The organism is Marinoscillum pacificum (assembly GCF_024714495.1).
In the GTDB taxonomy this organism is placed as follows: domain Bacteria; phylum Bacteroidota; class Bacteroidia; order Cytophagales; family Cyclobacteriaceae; genus Marinoscillum; species Marinoscillum pacificum.
Genome location: NZ_JAMZMJ010000014.1, coordinates 40,947 through 57,043, shown reverse-complemented (window position 1 = coordinate 57,043; position 16,097 = coordinate 40,947). Strand labels below are relative to the sequence as shown.

The 16,097-nt window shown below is 41.1% G+C and carries 14 protein-coding genes; 6 read left to right on the top strand and 8 right to left on the bottom strand.

Annotated elements, in window-relative coordinates:
• Positions 1-79: 79 nt before the first annotated feature.
• The 3 genes from NXS00_RS22535 to NXS00_RS22525 all read right to left on the bottom strand — a co-directional run bounded on the left by NXS00_RS22535 (position 80) and on the right by NXS00_RS22525 (position 3,816).
• Positions 80-2,311 (bottom strand): NADP-dependent isocitrate dehydrogenase, encoded by a 2,232-nt coding sequence (locus tag NXS00_RS22535; RefSeq protein WP_258101547.1) that lies wholly within the window; start codon positions 2,309-2,311, stop codon positions 80-82.
• 54 nt (positions 2,312-2,365) lie between these two features.
• Entirely contained in the window at positions 2,366-3,184 is an 819-nt protein-coding gene (gene panB / locus NXS00_RS22530) for a 3-methyl-2-oxobutanoate hydroxymethyltransferase (RefSeq protein WP_258101546.1), read from the bottom strand.
• A gap of 77 nt (positions 3,185-3,261) precedes the next feature.
• Complete coding sequence (locus NXS00_RS22525) at positions 3,262-3,816, bottom strand: thioredoxin family protein (RefSeq protein WP_258101545.1); 555 nt, start codon at positions 3,814-3,816, stop codon at positions 3,262-3,264.
• Between the two features lie 67 nt (positions 3,817-3,883).
• Between NXS00_RS22525 and NXS00_RS22520 the strand changes: the two genes are divergently transcribed.
• Positions 3,884-5,461 (top strand): amidohydrolase family protein, encoded by a 1,578-nt coding sequence (locus NXS00_RS22520; protein ID WP_258101544.1) that lies wholly within the window; start codon positions 3,884-3,886, stop codon positions 5,459-5,461.
• Positions 5,462-5,501: 40 nt separating this feature from the next.
• A complete protein-coding gene (locus NXS00_RS22515; protein WP_258101543.1) occupies positions 5,502-6,491 on the top strand; it encodes a tetratricopeptide repeat protein in 990 nt (329 codons plus the stop codon).
• On the opposite strand, the gene NXS00_RS22510 is transcribed toward NXS00_RS22515, so the two are convergent.
• Together NXS00_RS22510 and aspS are read right to left on the bottom strand one after the other, a co-directional pair.
• Entirely contained in the window at positions 6,488-7,345 is an 858-nt protein-coding gene (locus NXS00_RS22510) for a glycerophosphodiester phosphodiesterase (RefSeq protein WP_258101542.1), read from the bottom strand. The genes NXS00_RS22515 and NXS00_RS22510 overlap by 4 nt on opposite strands.
• 81 nt (positions 7,346-7,426) lie before the next feature.
• Positions 7,427-9,190: an aspartate--tRNA ligase gene (gene aspS, locus NXS00_RS22505; RefSeq protein WP_258101541.1), complete on the bottom strand. Its 1,764-nt coding sequence runs from the start codon at positions 9,188-9,190 to the stop codon at positions 7,427-7,429.
• A gap of 206 nt (positions 9,191-9,396) precedes the next feature.
• Here aspS and NXS00_RS22500 point away from each other — a divergent pair, with 206 nt between their 5' ends.
• The 3 genes from NXS00_RS22500 (at position 9,397) to NXS00_RS22490 (ending at position 11,080) form a co-directional block, all read left to right on the top strand.
• The gene (locus NXS00_RS22500; RefSeq protein ID WP_258101540.1) at positions 9,397-9,954 is read left to right on the top strand and encodes a hypothetical protein; all 558 of its coding nucleotides are present in this window, start codon (positions 9,397-9,399) and stop codon (positions 9,952-9,954) included.
• Positions 9,951-10,412 (top strand): nucleoside deaminase, encoded by a 462-nt coding sequence (locus NXS00_RS22495; RefSeq protein WP_258101539.1) that lies wholly within the window; start codon positions 9,951-9,953, stop codon positions 10,410-10,412. The genes NXS00_RS22500 and NXS00_RS22495 overlap by 4 nt, the downstream gene beginning before the upstream one ends.
• A 62-nt stretch (positions 10,413-10,474) precedes the next feature.
• Positions 10,475-11,080 carry a superoxide dismutase gene (locus tag NXS00_RS22490; RefSeq protein ID WP_258101538.1) on the top strand — a complete coding sequence of 202 codons (606 nt, stop codon included), beginning with the start codon at positions 10,475-10,477 and terminating at the stop codon, positions 11,078-11,080.
• Positions 11,081-11,154: 74 nt separating this feature from the next.
• Here NXS00_RS22490 and NXS00_RS22485 read toward each other — a convergent pair whose 3' ends face one another.
• Positions 11,155-12,189, bottom strand: coding sequence for a LacI family DNA-binding transcriptional regulator (locus tag NXS00_RS22485; RefSeq protein ID WP_258101537.1), 1,035 nt, complete (start codon positions 12,187-12,189; stop codon positions 11,155-11,157).
• A gap of 314 nt (positions 12,190-12,503) precedes the next feature.
• Here NXS00_RS22485 and NXS00_RS22480 point away from each other — a divergent pair, with 314 nt between their 5' ends.
• Positions 12,504-13,013 (top strand): hypothetical protein, encoded by a 510-nt coding sequence (locus NXS00_RS22480; RefSeq protein ID WP_258101536.1) that lies wholly within the window; start codon positions 12,504-12,506, stop codon positions 13,011-13,013.
• Between the two features lie 2 nt (positions 13,014-13,015).
• Here NXS00_RS22480 and NXS00_RS22475 read toward each other — a convergent pair whose 3' ends face one another.
• Both NXS00_RS22475 and NXS00_RS22470 read right to left on the bottom strand, forming a co-directional pair.
• Entirely contained in the window at positions 13,016-15,691 is a 2,676-nt protein-coding gene (locus NXS00_RS22475) for an FtsX-like permease family protein (RefSeq protein WP_258101535.1), read from the bottom strand.
• A complete protein-coding gene (locus NXS00_RS22470; RefSeq protein WP_258101534.1) occupies positions 15,688-16,020 on the bottom strand; it encodes a helix-turn-helix transcriptional regulator in 333 nt (110 codons plus the stop codon). The genes NXS00_RS22475 and NXS00_RS22470 overlap by 4 nt, the downstream gene beginning before the upstream one ends.
• Positions 16,021-16,097 lie beyond the last annotated feature (77 nt).

Here is a 16,097-nt window from a genome sequence, read left to right as displayed (position 1 = left end):
GTTAATAGAATCTTTGAAAACAAAAAAGCTGATCTGCTTACTGCAAATCAGCTTTTTACTTTTATCTATTTCTTAGGAATTAAGCGATTCCACCTAAGATTCCGTTCAAAGTAGCACTTGGTCTCATAGCCGCAGATGTCAATTCATCACTTGGCTTGAAGTAACCACCAATCTCTACTGCAGCACCTTGAGCAGCGATCAATTCTTCATTGATTTTTGCTTCACTTGATTGCAATTCTTGAGCTACACCTGCAAAGATGTCTTTCAAAGCTGCATCCTCATTTTGTGAAGCAAGAGCTTCAGCCCAATAAAGAGCTAAGTAGAAGTGACTACCTCTGTTATCTATTTCGTTTACCTTTCTAGAAGGTGATTTATTCTCGTCTAAGAATTTACCTGTTGCAGCATCCAACGCATCTGCCAATACCTGAGCTCTTGGATTAGCATCCACCTTGCTCAAGTGCTCCAAAGAAGCAGCCAAAGCCAGGAATTCACCTAATGAATCCCATCTCAAGTGACCTTCTTCAACAAACTGCTCTACGTGCTTAGGAGCAGATCCACCAGCACCAGTTTCAAACAATCCTCCTCCGTTCATCAATGGAACGATAGAAAGCATTTTCGCACTGGTTCCTACTTCCAAAATTGGGAACAAATCCGTCAAGTAGTCTCTCAATACGTTTCCTGTTACGGAAATGGTATCCAAACCTTTTCTGATTCGCTCTACCGAGAACTTAGTCGCCTCGATTGGAGATAGGATGTGAATTTCGATATCTGAAGTATCGTGATCTTTTAGGTAAGTATTTACTTTCTCGATTAGCTGAGCATCGTGTGCTCTGTTTTTATCTAACCAGAATACAGCAGGTACTCCTGTAGCTTTTGCTCTTGTCACTGCTAGTTTTACCCAGTCCTGGATTGGAGCATCTTTCACCTGACACATTCTGAAAATATCAGAAGTCTCTACAGCTTGCTCGATCAATACATTACCAGCCGCATCTGTTACTTTCACAGCACCTGCACTAGCAATTTCGAATGTCTTATCGTGTGAACCGTACTCCTCCGCTTTTTGAGCCATCAAACCTACGTTTGATACACTACCCATCGTCGTTGGATCGTAAGCTCCGTTCGCTTTACAGTCTTCAATTACCGCATCGTAAACGCCTGCATAAGATCTATCTGGAATAACAAACTTGGTGTCTTTTGGCTTACCATCTGGTCCCCACATTCTACCAGAAGTTCTGATAGCCGCAGGCATAGAAGCATCAATGATCACATCACTAGGCACGTGAAGGTTAGTGATTCCTTTATCAGAATTAACCATTGCCATAGCAGGCTGAGCAGCATAGCATGCATCGATATCCGCAAGAATCTCAGATTTTTTAGCATCATCAAGTGTATTCACTTTAGCTAAAACATCACCCATTCCATTGTTTGGATCTACACCCAAAGACTTGAATATCTCACTGTGCTTTTCGAATACTGATTTATAGTACGCAGACACAGCGTGACCGAAGATGATAGGATCTGAAACCTTCATCATGGTTGCTTTCAAGTGAACAGAGAACAACACATCCTCTTCTTTCGCTTTTGCAACTTCAGTTTCTAAGAATGAGCTCAATTTAGCACCACTCATTACAGCTGCATCGATCACTTCACCAGCTTTCAAAGAAACTTTATCTTTCAATACAGTCACCGTACCATCAGCTGCTACGTGCTCAATTTTCACATCGGTTGCTTCAGATACAGTTACTGATTTTTCACTTCCGTAGAAGTCACCTTCACTCATGCTCGCCACATTTGACTTACTGTCAGATGACCATGCGCCCATAGAGTGTGGGTTTTTCTTTGCGTATTCTTTCACAGCACGAGGAGCTCTTCTGTCAGAGTTACCTTCTCTCAATACTGGATTTACTGCACTACCTTTTACTTTATCGTATTTGGCTTTGATTTCTTTCTCCTCATCATTTTTCGGCTCTACCGGATAATCAGGAAGATTGTACCCCTGTGCTTGCAATTCTTTGATCGCTGCAACCAACTGAGGAATAGAAGCACTAATGTTTGGCAACTTGATGATGTTCGCTTCAGGAGTTTTTGCCAAATCACCTAAATAAGCTAAGTCATCATTGATTTTCTGATCATCAGACAATCTTTCAGGGAAGCTTGAAATAATTCTTCCTGCCAATGAAATATCGCGAGTTTCTAACTGGATACCTGCAGGAGCAGTGAATGCCTGAATAATAGGCAAGAATGAATGAGTAGCCAACATTGGAGCCTCATCCGTTATCGTGTAAATGATTGTAGATGCTTCTTTTGCCATGTTCTTTTAAAAGTGTTTAATGACCGTATGTCATTATGTGTGTTTCTATATCGATTAATAACTTTCTTTCTCGTTCGGGAAATCGCCTGAGCGGATATCCTTGATAAAATTAGTGGTTGCATCACGCATTACCGTATTGAGGTCCGCATATTGTCGCAAAAATCTAGGTTTGAAATCCTGCGTGATTCCCAACATGTCATGAACGACCAAAACCTGACCGTCCACATGTGGTCCGGCTCCTATTCCGATAACTGGAATGGATACTGATTCAGCAACTTCCTTTGCCAATTGCGCAGGGATTTTCTCCAACACAATCCCAAAACAGCCAAGCTCCTCCAGAAGTTTAGCATCCGACTTTAATTTCTCTGCCTCCTCTTCCTCTTTTGCCCTTACAGTATATGTTCCAAACTTATAAATAGACTGAGGTGTCAATCCTAAATGCCCCATTACTGGTATACCTGCGGACAACACTCTGGAAATACTTTCTTTGATTTCCAACCCACCTTCCATCTTCACAGCATGTCCACCGGACTCTTTCATGATTCGGATACAAGAGCGAAGTGCCTCGCTACTATTTCCCTGGTAACTACCAAAAGGAACATCTACTACAACAAGAGCTCTATTAACTGCCTTTACAACCGAAGTAGCATGCCAAATCATGTGATCCAAGGTGATCGGCACGGTGGTTTCATTACCTGCCATCACATTTGACGCTGAGTCCCCAACCAATATTACATCGATACCAGCATCGTCAAGAATTCTGGCCATTGAGTAATCATAAGCTGTGAGCATAGCGATTTTCTCACCACTAGCTTTCATCTCACGCAATCGGTGAGTCGTTAATTTGTCAAAACTTCCTTGTGCCTTGCTCATCTGCTGTAATTATGATTGGGATATATTGTTTGGGACGCGCAAATTAATAAAAAGCTACCTCAAGTAAAACGATTGCGCTACTTCCATTTGATATTGCAGCCCATACTTGGATATTGATCCTCAGAAATAGCAGTTCCTTTGATCAAAGCGTCAAGTGCCGCGTGTAAATCCTTACCATCATTTGGCTTATCATTTCCTGGAGTAGACTCATCCATCCGCCCTCTATACACCAATTGATTGTTTTCATCAAATAAGAAAAAGTCCGGTGTACATTCTGCTTGATAGGCTTTAGCAACCGATTGACCCTCATCGTATAAATAAGGGAATGAGAACCCTACTGTCTCAGCTTGCTCTTTCAGTTTCTCCGGACTATCACCAGGGTAATTCTCTGCATCATTGCTAGAAATGGCGATAAAATCCACCCCAAGGTCTCTGTATTCTGCAACTATTTTCACTATTTCATCTTGTACATGGATTACATAAGGACAGTGAGCACAGATAAACATAACCAACGTTCCTTTTGCTCCTCTTGCATTTGCAAAGGAGATTGATTTGCCGGTTACCACATCCTTCAATTCAAAATCCGGAGCCTCAGTGCCTAAATCAAGCATGCTTGATAGTGTCTTCGCCATATCTGGAAATATCGTTTTTGATCCTGAAAAATCTTTTATATTGAACTGCAAAATTAGACAATTCACTATGAGGTACTTCTACACACTACTAATTGTTTGTTTTTTATCACTAAGTGTCATGGCTCAGACTCCTGCCCCTGACAGAACAGATGGTGAAGGGCCCTACACTCAACTGATCATCAGAGGTGCAACACTCATCAATGGAAACGGCGCACCTCCAATGGGGCCGGTGGACATAGTCGTAGAGGACAATAAAATTACTAAAGTGCAAGTAGTAGGATCTCCAGGAGTAGACATTTCTGAAAGCAGAAGACCTAAAGCTAATGCTGGCGCTAAAGAAATTGATGCTTCAGGTATGTATGTGTTGCCTGGCTTCATAGACATGCATGGTCACATTGGGTCTATTCGTGAAATACCGGCAGAATATGTATTTAAATTATGGATGGGACATGGAATCACCACCATTCGTGAACCTGGAAGCTTTCGAGGCAGGGAGTGGACATTGGAACACAAGAAGCGATCTGGAAAGAATGAAATCACTGCTCCTAGAATCGTCTCATATACAGGGTTTGGAATGGGAACCGATGGTATTGACACTCCGGAAGAGGCCGTAAAATGGGTTAAAGATAATGCTGAAGCAGGTTCTGACGGAATCAAATTCTTTGGTGCACGTCCTGACATCATGAAAGCCGCTCTCGAAGAAAATAAACGATTAGGATTAGGATCAGCATGTCATCACGCACAAACTAACGTAGCCTGGTTGAACGTATTGAACTCTTCTGAATGGGGCTTGACCAGCATGGAGCATTGGTATGGACTTCCGGAAGCGATGTTTGCTGACAGAATTGTGCAGCACTACCCTGTAGACTACAACTACCAAAATGAACAACACCGTTTTGAAGAAGCTGGAAAACTATGGGAGCAAGCCGCTGAACCTGGATCTGACAAATGGAATGAAGTCATGGAGACACTACTTTCCAGAGATTTCACACTCGATCCTACTTTCAATATTTACGAAGCAAACAGGGACTTAATGCGTGCCCGAAGAGCCGAATGGCATGAAGACTTTACTCTTCCAGTACAGTGGGAGTTTTATGCGCCCAGTAAGGTTTCACATGGTTCTTACTGGCACTCCTGGGGAACCGAGCAAGAAGTAACCTGGAAGAACAATTACAAGATCTGGATGCAGTTTGTGAATGAATACAAAAATAGAGGTGGACGTGTGACCACCGGATCGGATAGTGGCTACATCTACCAATTGTATGGCTTTGCTTACATCCGAGAATTGGAATTGCTGAGAGAAGCAGGCTTTCATCCACTGGAAGTAATCCGATCTGCAACCCTTATGGGAGCAGAAGCCCTGGGAATGGAGGACAAAATCGGAACCATCGAAGTTGGAAAAATGGCGGATCTGGTCATTGTAGAAGAGAACCCATTAGCAGATTTAAAAGTGCTTTATGGTACTGGAGCTATTCGCTTAACTGAAGACAATGAGATAATCAGAGCTGGTGGAGTGAAATATACCATCAAAGATGGAATCGTTTTTGACGCCAAAGAATTGCTGAAAGACGTGAGAGAAATGGTAAAAAAGGCAAAAGAGGAAGAAGGTGAAATTGTACAACCAGGCTATCCAAATTGGGATTGATGGCCTTTTTGGATAAATTGGGGCAGAACCCAGCACGCTCATGAAAAAACCATTCGCCATAGGTTTACTGATACTGGTCTCTGCTACAGGTTGTCTGGAAACTCAAAGCAGTCAAGGACAACAAGCGGAAGAGTCCTTACAGGATTTTGATGCTCCTGCATCTGATCCTAATCAGGTCATTTCTTTATCCGGAATGATCTTGCCTGCTAAATCCATGTCTGAACGAACTCGTGAGCAGCGTGAAGAGCAAATGGAAGAAGCTCGAAAAAACTACGAATCACAACCTGACAGTCTTGATAACATCATCTGGTACGGCAGACGCTTGGGCTATTTAGGGAGATATAAAGACGCTATACGTATTTATTCGGTGGGTCTTGATCTTTTTCCTAATTCATATAAACTTCTTCGACACAGAGGTCATCGATTTATCACTACCCGAGATTTCGACAGAGCTATCGAAGACTTGCAAAAAGCAGCATTTTATGTGAGACCAGTAAAAAACGCTTTAGAGCTTGACGGCCTTCCAAACCGCTTAAACAAACCGCTGACAAACAACAAGTGGAATATTTGGTATCACCTCGGAATAGCCTACTACTTAAAAGGAAACTATGACAAAGCTATTTCCTCATTCAAACAGTGCATGGCTTATGCTGATAACGACGATCTGAAAGTAGCCACAACGAACTGGTTCTATATGACCTACAAGAAAAGTGGAAATGAAGCTGCTGCAGCTGATCTATTGAAGCCGATTAATAAACGAATGGATATCATTGAATACACGTCCTATCATCAGCAGTTATTGATGCATAAAGGAGTGTATAATGTGGCGACCATTTTGGATTATGCTTACCGAGCAGACAATAGCTCTATAGATCCGACGCTCGGTTATGGAGTAGCTAACTACTACTCTTACAGCGGGCAGGTTGATTTAGCTCGTGATTTATTTGATCGAATCTTGAAAAATCCCGCCTGGGATTCATTTGGGTATATAGCTGCAGAAGTTGATAACCTATCCCTGCAAGGACTTTAAAGATTTTCTATATCCTTTCTAATTTTCACCAGTTTATCAGGAAAGTCAGTGATAATACCATCTACACCCATGTGTAGCATCTTGATCATGTCCTCCTCTGTGTTTGGTGAATAGGTGTAAACCTGAAACCCTCTGGCATGCATTCGGAATACACGGCGAGTACTCAACGTATGAAACTCAGGATTCAAAGCTTTCATGCGATCATCTTCTTTCGCTCTTCCAAGGTGCATTTTGGTTTCGATATAGAAGGCCAGCAATGGCGTTGAATCTTCACCTATCATGAGCTTCTTAGTCTGCACATGATCATCATATTCATGGGCAGCTTCTAAATATTCTACTTCTTCTGATTGAAGAATGATCCATTCATAACCATTTTTCTCCTCCTTGATAACATCAATCAACTTCTCAGCAAAGTCATGATAATGTGGGTGATCCATGTGTTTGATTTCAATCAACACCTGACATTGACCATTAACTAAATCCAACACTTCTTTTAAGGTAGGAACTTTTTCACCAACATATTTGGCGTCACCAAACCAGGAGCCAGCATCCAGTTGCTTGATTTCCTCTAATGTGTAATCATGAACGAGACCAGTACCGTCAGTAGTGCGATCCAACGTAGCGTCATGTATCACCACAATCTCTTCGTCATGAGTATTTCGCACATCGATTTCGATCATGTCTACACCCATATCCAGTGCCAACTGTACAGCAGCCAGGGTGTTTTCAGGGGCGACTCCCGACGCCCCTTTGTGCGCAATAATATCAAAATGTTCTCCTTTTAGCCGGGTATCAACTACTCCACTCGTGATGAAGTTTCTGTATATCCATGGCTCGAACAATGAAATTGTCATAAACAAAATGACAATTGGAGACGAATAAAGGAGAAATTTCTTGGTCATATTCTAGTGCTATGAGTTACTCAATTTAGCAAATTATTCACTTTTAGATACAGGAGTTAACTTCAAGTGAAGCTCTTCCAACTGCGCACCGTCAATTAATGATGGCGAATCGATCATTACATCCCTTCCTGAAGTGTTTTTCGGGAAGGCGATGAAGTCTCTGATACTATCCTGACCACCAAACAAAGCACACAATCTATCAAACCCGAATGCAATACCGCCATGTGGAGGAGCTCCGTATTCGAAAGCATTCATCAAGAAACCGAACTGCTCTTGAGCCTCTTCTTTAGTGAACCCTAATGCATCAAACATGGACGACTGAATGTCTCGATCATGAATTCTGATAGAACCACCACCTAACTCTACACCATTCACCACCATGTCATAAGCATTGGCTCTTACCTCACCAGGATCAGTTGCTAGTTTGTCCAAATCCTCAGGGTTTGGTGATGTGAATGGGTGGTGCATTGCATGGAATCTTTCTGTTTCTTCATCCCACTCCAATAATGGGAAGTCAACAACCCATGCCGCTGCAAATGTATTTTTATCTCTAAGACCCAATCTTGTTCCCATCTCAAGTCTTAGCTCATTCAATTGCTTTCTTACTTTGTTAGTATCTCCAGCAAGAATCAACATCAAGTCACCTGGCTTAGCACCAAACTTCTCAGCCCATGTTTTCAACGCTGCTTCGTCATAGAATTTATCGACTGAGCTCTTTAATGTACCGTCTTCGTTGTATTTCACATACACAAGACCTTTTGCACCAATCTGTGGTTTTTTCACAAACTCGGTCAATTCGTCAATCTGCTTACGTGTGTAGTCAGCACATCCTTCTGCATTGATCCCCACAACTAACTCTACGCTATCAAACACCACAAAGCCTTTGCCTTGAGCCAGGTCGTTCAATTCTACGAACTCCATTCCAAAACGCAAGTCCGGCTTATCTGAACCGTATTTAGACATTGCTTCGCTGTAAGGAATGTGTGGCAACTCACCAAGTTCTACACCTTTCACTTCTTTGAACAAGTATTTGATTAAGCCTTCGAAAGTGTTCAAAATATCTTCACGAGTTACAAAGCTCATTTCACAGTCTATCTGAGTAAACTCAGGCTGTCTGTCTGCTCTTAAATCTTCGTCACGAAAACATTTTACAATCTGGAAATATCTATCAAACCCCGAAACCATCAACAATTGCTTGAAGGTTTGAGGAGACTGAGGAAGGGCATAGAACTGATTTGGGTTCATTCTAGATGGAACCACAAAGTCACGAGCGCCTTCTGGAGTACTCTTGATCAAATAAGGAGTCTCTACTTCCATGAAAAGGTTGTTGGAAAGGTATGCACGAGTCTTTTGCAACAACTCATGTCTCATTACCAAATTCTTTCTAACAACCTCTCTTCTTAGGTCAAGATATCTGTATTTTGCTCTTAGGTCCTCACCACCATCTGTATCATTGTCTATAATGAATGGAGGAGTTTTTGACTTATTGAATATTTTCAATTCACCTACTTTGATTTCGATATCTCCTGTAGGAATTTTATCATTTTTAGCCACACGCTCTACCACCTGACCAGTGGCCGAGATTACGAACTCACGACCAACTTCTCTTGCCGTTTCGATAGCCTCTTTACTCGTCACACCTTCTTCAAAAATTAGCTGTGTAATACCATATCGATCCCTGATATCAATCCATATCATTCCACCTTTGTCTCGTACCTTCTGTACCCAACCAGACAAAGTTACTTCCTGACCAATATGCTCACTTCTAAGCTCTCCGCACGTGTGTGTTCTTAACATTTTATATATGCTTTACTTCTTTCAGTTTTAAACAGCGGCAAATTTATACGGTTTAGCCAATCGGCAAATTGACCAACCTGATTTTAAGCCGACACTTATCTCGTACGAAATTAGCATGCTAAAGCATATGTTGCACCTTTTTTTGGCACTCTTTCACTGTTACAACCACATAAGTTTTAGCTTTGACTCAAAAACAACCCAGTTTAATGAATATCAAATACATTCTAGCGGTCATAAGTTTGGTTATTGGTTTTCAGGCCAGCTCACAATACCAACTCAAAAGAACTAAGGTTAATGACCATATCTCCATGGATATTCCTGAAGATTTCAGAGCCTTGGAGCAAGGGGAAATCATTCAGAAAAACATTTCCTCAAGACCACCAATTGCGATGTACACTGATTACAATCAGCAGATCGATGTGGTAGTGAATGAAACTAGTAATACCTGGCAAGGTGGCAATTATGAAGTGATTAAAAGTCTCTATAAATCCACAATAGCCAATCTCTTTACAGAAATTGAGTTCATACAAGAAGGAATAGTGGAAAAAGCTGGTCGCAAATTCATCGTTTTCGAATTCATTTCCAGAGTAACTGATGAGGATGCAACCTTTGGAAATGGTGTTGCGATTGCTAAATACACTTATATTCAATACACGCTCTATCAAGATAAGATTTTGCTCTTTAATTTTACATGCCCTGCGAAGCAGCAGAACCAATGGCAGGATTCGGCGCATGAGATCATGAACAGTGTGAGAGTAAAATGAGCGACTTAAGCATCCATAGCGACGATCATTACATGAACCAGGCTTTGAAAGAAGCGCAAAAGGCCTTTGAAGATGGAGAAGTTCCTGTTGGAGCTGTTGTAGTTTGTCAGAATAGAATTATTGCCAGAGCCTACAATCAAGTAGAGCGACTAAATGATGTCACTGCTCACGCAGAAATGCTAGCCATTACAGCAGCACAAAATTATCTAGGATCACGCTACCTGGATCAATGTACGCTTTATGTGACTTTAGAACCGTGCACCATGTGTGGAGGAGCTTTGTATTGGTCCCAGATTGCTCGCGTAGTTTACGGAGCACAGGATGAAAAACGTGGATACCGACAATCCAACCCTGAAATCATACATCCTCAGACAGAGATTTCAGGAGGTTTACTCGCAGAAGAATCGACGATGATGTTAAAATCTTTTTTTAGTCGGATGCGAAGAAACAATTCCTAGTCACGAGTGTTTTATATTTGAAAGAAGAAACGAATTTTTTAAACCTAAATAGAAAGCAAAAAATGGCATTTGAATTACCAGATTTACCATATGCTCATGATTCACTTGAGCCACATATCGATACTCAAACCATGGAAATCCACCATGGCAAGCACCACGCTGGATATGTAGCTAAACTTAACGCTGCAGTAGAAGGCACTGAGATGGAAGGAAAGTCTCTAGAAGAACTTTTGAAAAGCCACAGTGATAATGGTGCAGTAAGAAATAACGGAGGTGGACACTGGAACCACTCACTTTTCTGGACTATCCTTGGTCCTGACGGAGGAGGAAACCCTTCAGGAGCGATCATGGATGCAATCACTGAGTCTTTCGGTGATTTCGAAAAATTTAAAGATGAATTCAGCAACGCTGCTGCGACTAGATTTGGTTCTGGCTGGGCTTGGCTTTGCGTACATCCTGGAGGAAAACTAGAGGTTTGCTCTAGCGCTAATCAGGATAACCCATTGATGCCAGGTGTAGGATGTGGAGGTACTCCTATCCTTGGACTTGACGTGTGGGAGCATGCTTACTACTTGAAATATCAAAACAAGCGCCCTGATTATATCAACGCATTCTTCGGTGTAATCAACTGGACTGAAGTAAATAGAAGATACGAAGAGGCTAAATAAGCTTTAAGAATATCAAAACACTAAAAGGCCATTATCTACTCGGTAATGGCTTTTTTATTGCACTACTGTAAAGTTTAATGTTTTTCCCGCAAAGTGGACTCACGAATGATCAGCTCTGTTTCCAACATGATCGTTTGAGCCTGTATTAGTTCGGACGGCAAGCGCCCTTGATTTAATACCTGAGCAGCTACAAGTTTTCCCATTTCAAATGCGGGATGGCTGACAGTAGAAAGTGCTGGGTCAATGATAGTAGAAATGGGATCGTTATTAAAACCAATCACGGCAATATCTTCAGGCACATTCACACCAACTGATTTGGCATACTTAATAAAACTCACCGCAGCTGTATCATTGGCTGAAAAGACCCCATCAGGCCTAGCATCCAAATTGATCAAATATTCAGCAATTCGATACCCTTCTTCTGAGCTCAGTCGATCACTCTCAACGATGAGATTGGAATCTACCTCTAAACCATGCTTCTTCAGTGCCGCCACATATCCGTTCATTCGTTCGCTGTACACATTTCGATGACGCACACCTCCAATGTGAGCAATTCGCTTACAACCTTGCTCGATAAGATGTTCTGTTGCCTTAAACCCTGATTCGTAATTATTAATCACCACTTTGGTGGTATTCAAATCATCTGGCACTCTATCTACAAATACTACAGGGATATTCTTCTTTAGAAATTTTTGAAAGTGGTCGTAATTTGTAGTTTCCATTGCCAAAGAAACCACCAACCCTTCTATCCTACTTCCATAAAGTGTTTTTGCATTAGCAACTTCATTTTCATAGCTGTCATGTGATTGTGAAATAATTACATTAAACCCTGACTTATTTGCTGCCATCTCCACTCCACTTATTAATGAGGAGATGAATGGCCTATTGATCCATGAAGTAATAATACCAATCGTGTTGGTTTTGTTACTCCTTAAACTTGAAGCGATGATGTTCGGCTGATACCCTCTTTCTTCAGCCAATTTAAGAACGGCTTTTTTCGTTTTCTTACCAATACTATGATGGTCCTTCAAAGCCCGAGATACCGTAGATGGGGAAACATTGAGTTCCCTGGCAATATCATAAATGGTGACTTCTCTTTTCTTGTTCATTTGTCAAGGAATCCTCATAAAGATTCAAAAAATCGGGCAAAGAAACATAAACCCTGCAACTGCGTCAAATCGAGAACAAATTAGCACTTTTTACTGAATACACAATCGATTGATCAACTCATAATCATATAACACAACTCCAAATGATCCTCAAATAAATATTGGCTTACAAAGCAATGAATGGCTCTAACTCTGACTCAAACAAGTGAAAAGTGATTCTCTTAGCTGCTTCTCACCCCATCAATGAAAGTATATCATTACAACGCGCTAATTTGTAACTTGAGAAGGACGAACAAGGTTTTAACATTACAACATTGAAATTAATAACCCAGATACTTCATAAGTTCAATGCTGATCTTGGCGAAGAATTCAATGCCTATCACAATCATGCACAGCGAGTTTATCACTATGCAGTAACACTACTGCTCATGCGTGAAAATAGAAAACTAGCCATCTGTGCTGCTTTTCATGATTTAGACATATGGGTAAACAACCATATGGATTACCTGAATCATTCAGCAGAATTGGCCAGGAAATATATATCTGCAAGCGATTTTGAACTGCTTCCTGAGGAAGTATCGTTCATCATCAAGCAACACCACAAACTCACTAAAATCAAGGGAAATATTGAAGCTGAGGCATTTCGTAAGGCTGATTTGATCGATCTATCCGCAGGTAAAATCCACTTCAATATTCCAATGAGCCTGGTTCAATCAATAGAATCTCAATATCCAAGGCATGATTTTACCAAAATAATATTAAAAAAGGCTTTAAAACATGCTTGCAGGCATCCATTAAAGCCTTTCCCAATGGTTAAGTGGTAACGCTACTCGTATCGTAATGACTCAATCGGATTGTTTTTAGCAATTCTATTCGTTTGAAGTAATACGGTCACCACACACAACCCTAGCATGAGCAAAGCAGACACCACTATCACCCACCATTCTAACCCGATACTATAAGAGTAATCCTGAAGGAATCCTTGAATAACAATAGAACTTGCAGGAATCCCTATGATTGAAGCAACCACAATGAGTACAACAAATTGCCCACCAAACCTGGATAGCAACTGTCCTACATTCGCTCCTAAAACCTTTCTGATTCCGATTTCCTTAGTTCCCTTTTGCAACGTCACCAATACCAATCCATAGAGTCCCAAAACAGCCAATATGATGGCAATGACCGTCAAAACTGCAGACATCACCCCTATGGTTTGATCCGATTGATAGTTCGCATCGAAATGTTCTTCAAGAAATAAGTAGTCAAAATAATTACCCGGATAAAACTTCATGAATTCATCCTGTGCCAAGGCTATCGCTTCTTTTTCTTTTCCTTCCACATATTTTACCGTAATGAAATGGCTGTTGTCGTGAAATGGGAAAAATATGATCGGTTCAATGGTCTCTTTTAATGTTCGCTGATGAAAGTCACTCACCACGCCAACAATGCGGTATTCTTTTCCTGAGTTTTTCACTATAACCTGTCCACCAATAGCATCTTCTGGAGTGTCAAATTTGAATAACTTAAGTGCCGACTGGTTCAGCATGGCGGTATTAACCTGTCCACCATCGGTATGATAATCTGACCGATCAAAAGACCTACCAGAAAGAACATCAATACCAAACTGCTCCACAAATTGATGATCCATCGGCATCCAATTACTCCCAAAAGTATTCTTATCAGGATCCGCAGAAGATTGGAAGGTAAACCCACGTGACATTTTATCTCCAAATAATCGCCCTGTTGAACTAACTGAAAGAACCTGAGGATGACTTACCAGTTCATTTTTAAAACTTTCAAACTTGGCAATATACACACTATCAAAATCTGTTAAGTCTGGGCCATATAGCACTAGATTATTTTTCAACTCCATCCCTAAATCCTGGGAACGCATAAAATCAATCTGACGATAAACAGATATAGAAGCTGATACCAAAATAAGCGCAGTAGCAAATTGGGTAACCACAAGAAACCTTCTCATATTCACCATATCACCTACAAGCGAATACTTCCCTTTAATGACCTCTTCTGGTCTAAACCTTGAAATCAATCGTGCTGGATAAATACCAATCACGCACACAACTACTAAGAAAACACCCAGGAACAGCGGAATGAATGGCATTTCATAGATCGTGGATCTTACAAAAACGGAAAGATCTAAAGGCAAGTCTACTATCTCGATCATAATTGGCTGCACCACTACTACGATTAACAGCGCTAGTATCAAAGCAAGCGTATTTAATAAGAATGACTCAGTTAAGAACTGCCCAAATACCTGCTGACTGAAAGCACCCATTGCCTTACGCACACCAACTTCCTTTGCTCGCTCAAGAGCTCTACTCGTAGTAAGATTGATGTAATTAATCCAGGCAATGAACATGATGATTAATGCAATTGCCAAAATCATCCAAACAAACTGACCGTCCATAACATCAGCATATTCATACTCCAGGGAATCATCAAAATGAAGTTTTGAAAGAGGTTGCAACTCGAACTTCTCCTCCGCCCCAGATATTTCACCATTTTTAAAATAGGTATTTCCAAACTCCTGAAGTTTTGCATCAAATGCTGCTGGATCAGTTCCCTCTTCCAGTACGATGTAGTGATAAAAATCGGACCACATCCAACTGTTGTCAGCACCTTCGCCAGCTAATCGAATGAAGGTATTGTAAGAGATCAGCACGTCGCTATGCAAATGAGATTGAACAGGCATATCCTTCATAACAGCCTTAATCTGGCAATGGAAATCCCAATCATTGATTAGTACTTCTTGCCCAATCAAGTCATTGAGTGTTTGACCTTCATTCAGCAATCGCTGGGCGTAACTTTCTGAAATGACTACTTGCGCCGATTCCTTAAGTGCAGTAATTGGATCACCTTCTAAAATTGGGTAATCAAAGACCTCAAAAAAGTGCTCATCAGCCCACATGAAGTTTTCCATCAAAAATTGCCGGTGATCGAAATGCAAATAATTACGGCTGCCTACTGTGAGCCTTGTGTAAGCCACAACTTCCGGATAATCTTTTTTCAGTGTAGGCCCAATGGTTGGGTATGTAATGGCCCCACGTTGTACACGTTCTCCATTCTGATAGCGGTCATTTACAATTCTGTAGGTTCGATCAAACTTTTCATTGAATTGATCAAAGCCAAACTGAAAAAGCGCATACTGCAACACTAGCAGCATCACTGTAAAACCAGTGACTAAGCCTAGCAAATTGATTGACGAAAACAAGCGATGCCTTCTGATGTCTCGAATGGAGACTTTCAGGTAATTCTTTAATAAGTCCATTTGATTGTGAGTTTTTGAGTATTGTCTTAATCGATGGTATCTAAAAAAAGCAACCGCATTGACAAAGTACCTCCATCTGGCACGACTCGAACTCATTCGCTCAAGCTCATAACAATAGAGTTCTTCGAGATCTCCCTCAATAGACTCCCATAACTCCGGCTTAAAGAAAAACCGCAGGATTCTAGTGATCCAATTTGGTGGAAAATGGCTCATTCTTTTTCGAAAGCTACTTTAGGGATAGTTTGCCAAAGGGATTCGCGCATAGATCGAGAAACTTCCAGTGCATTTTGTCCCGAAGGAGTGACACGAAACAACAACTTTCGCTTACCTCCACGCTCCGGAGTTGGATCACTGTATCTCGACTCCAGGTAGTCCTTTTCCTGAAGTCGCTGCAAGACGTTGTGAACGGTACTGATAGTGATAGAGCGATTGCATTTATCTTCAATTTCCTGCTTCACGGCGATACCATAAGCATTATCAAAAAGGTTGGCCACCACCAATAACACCAATTCTTCCAGCTCTCCTATGTTAGTCCCTTTCATTAGATTTTATTTATTCGACAAAGACGAATTTAATATATATTTCGTAATTGTCGAAAAAAGGTTTCACAGGATGTCGC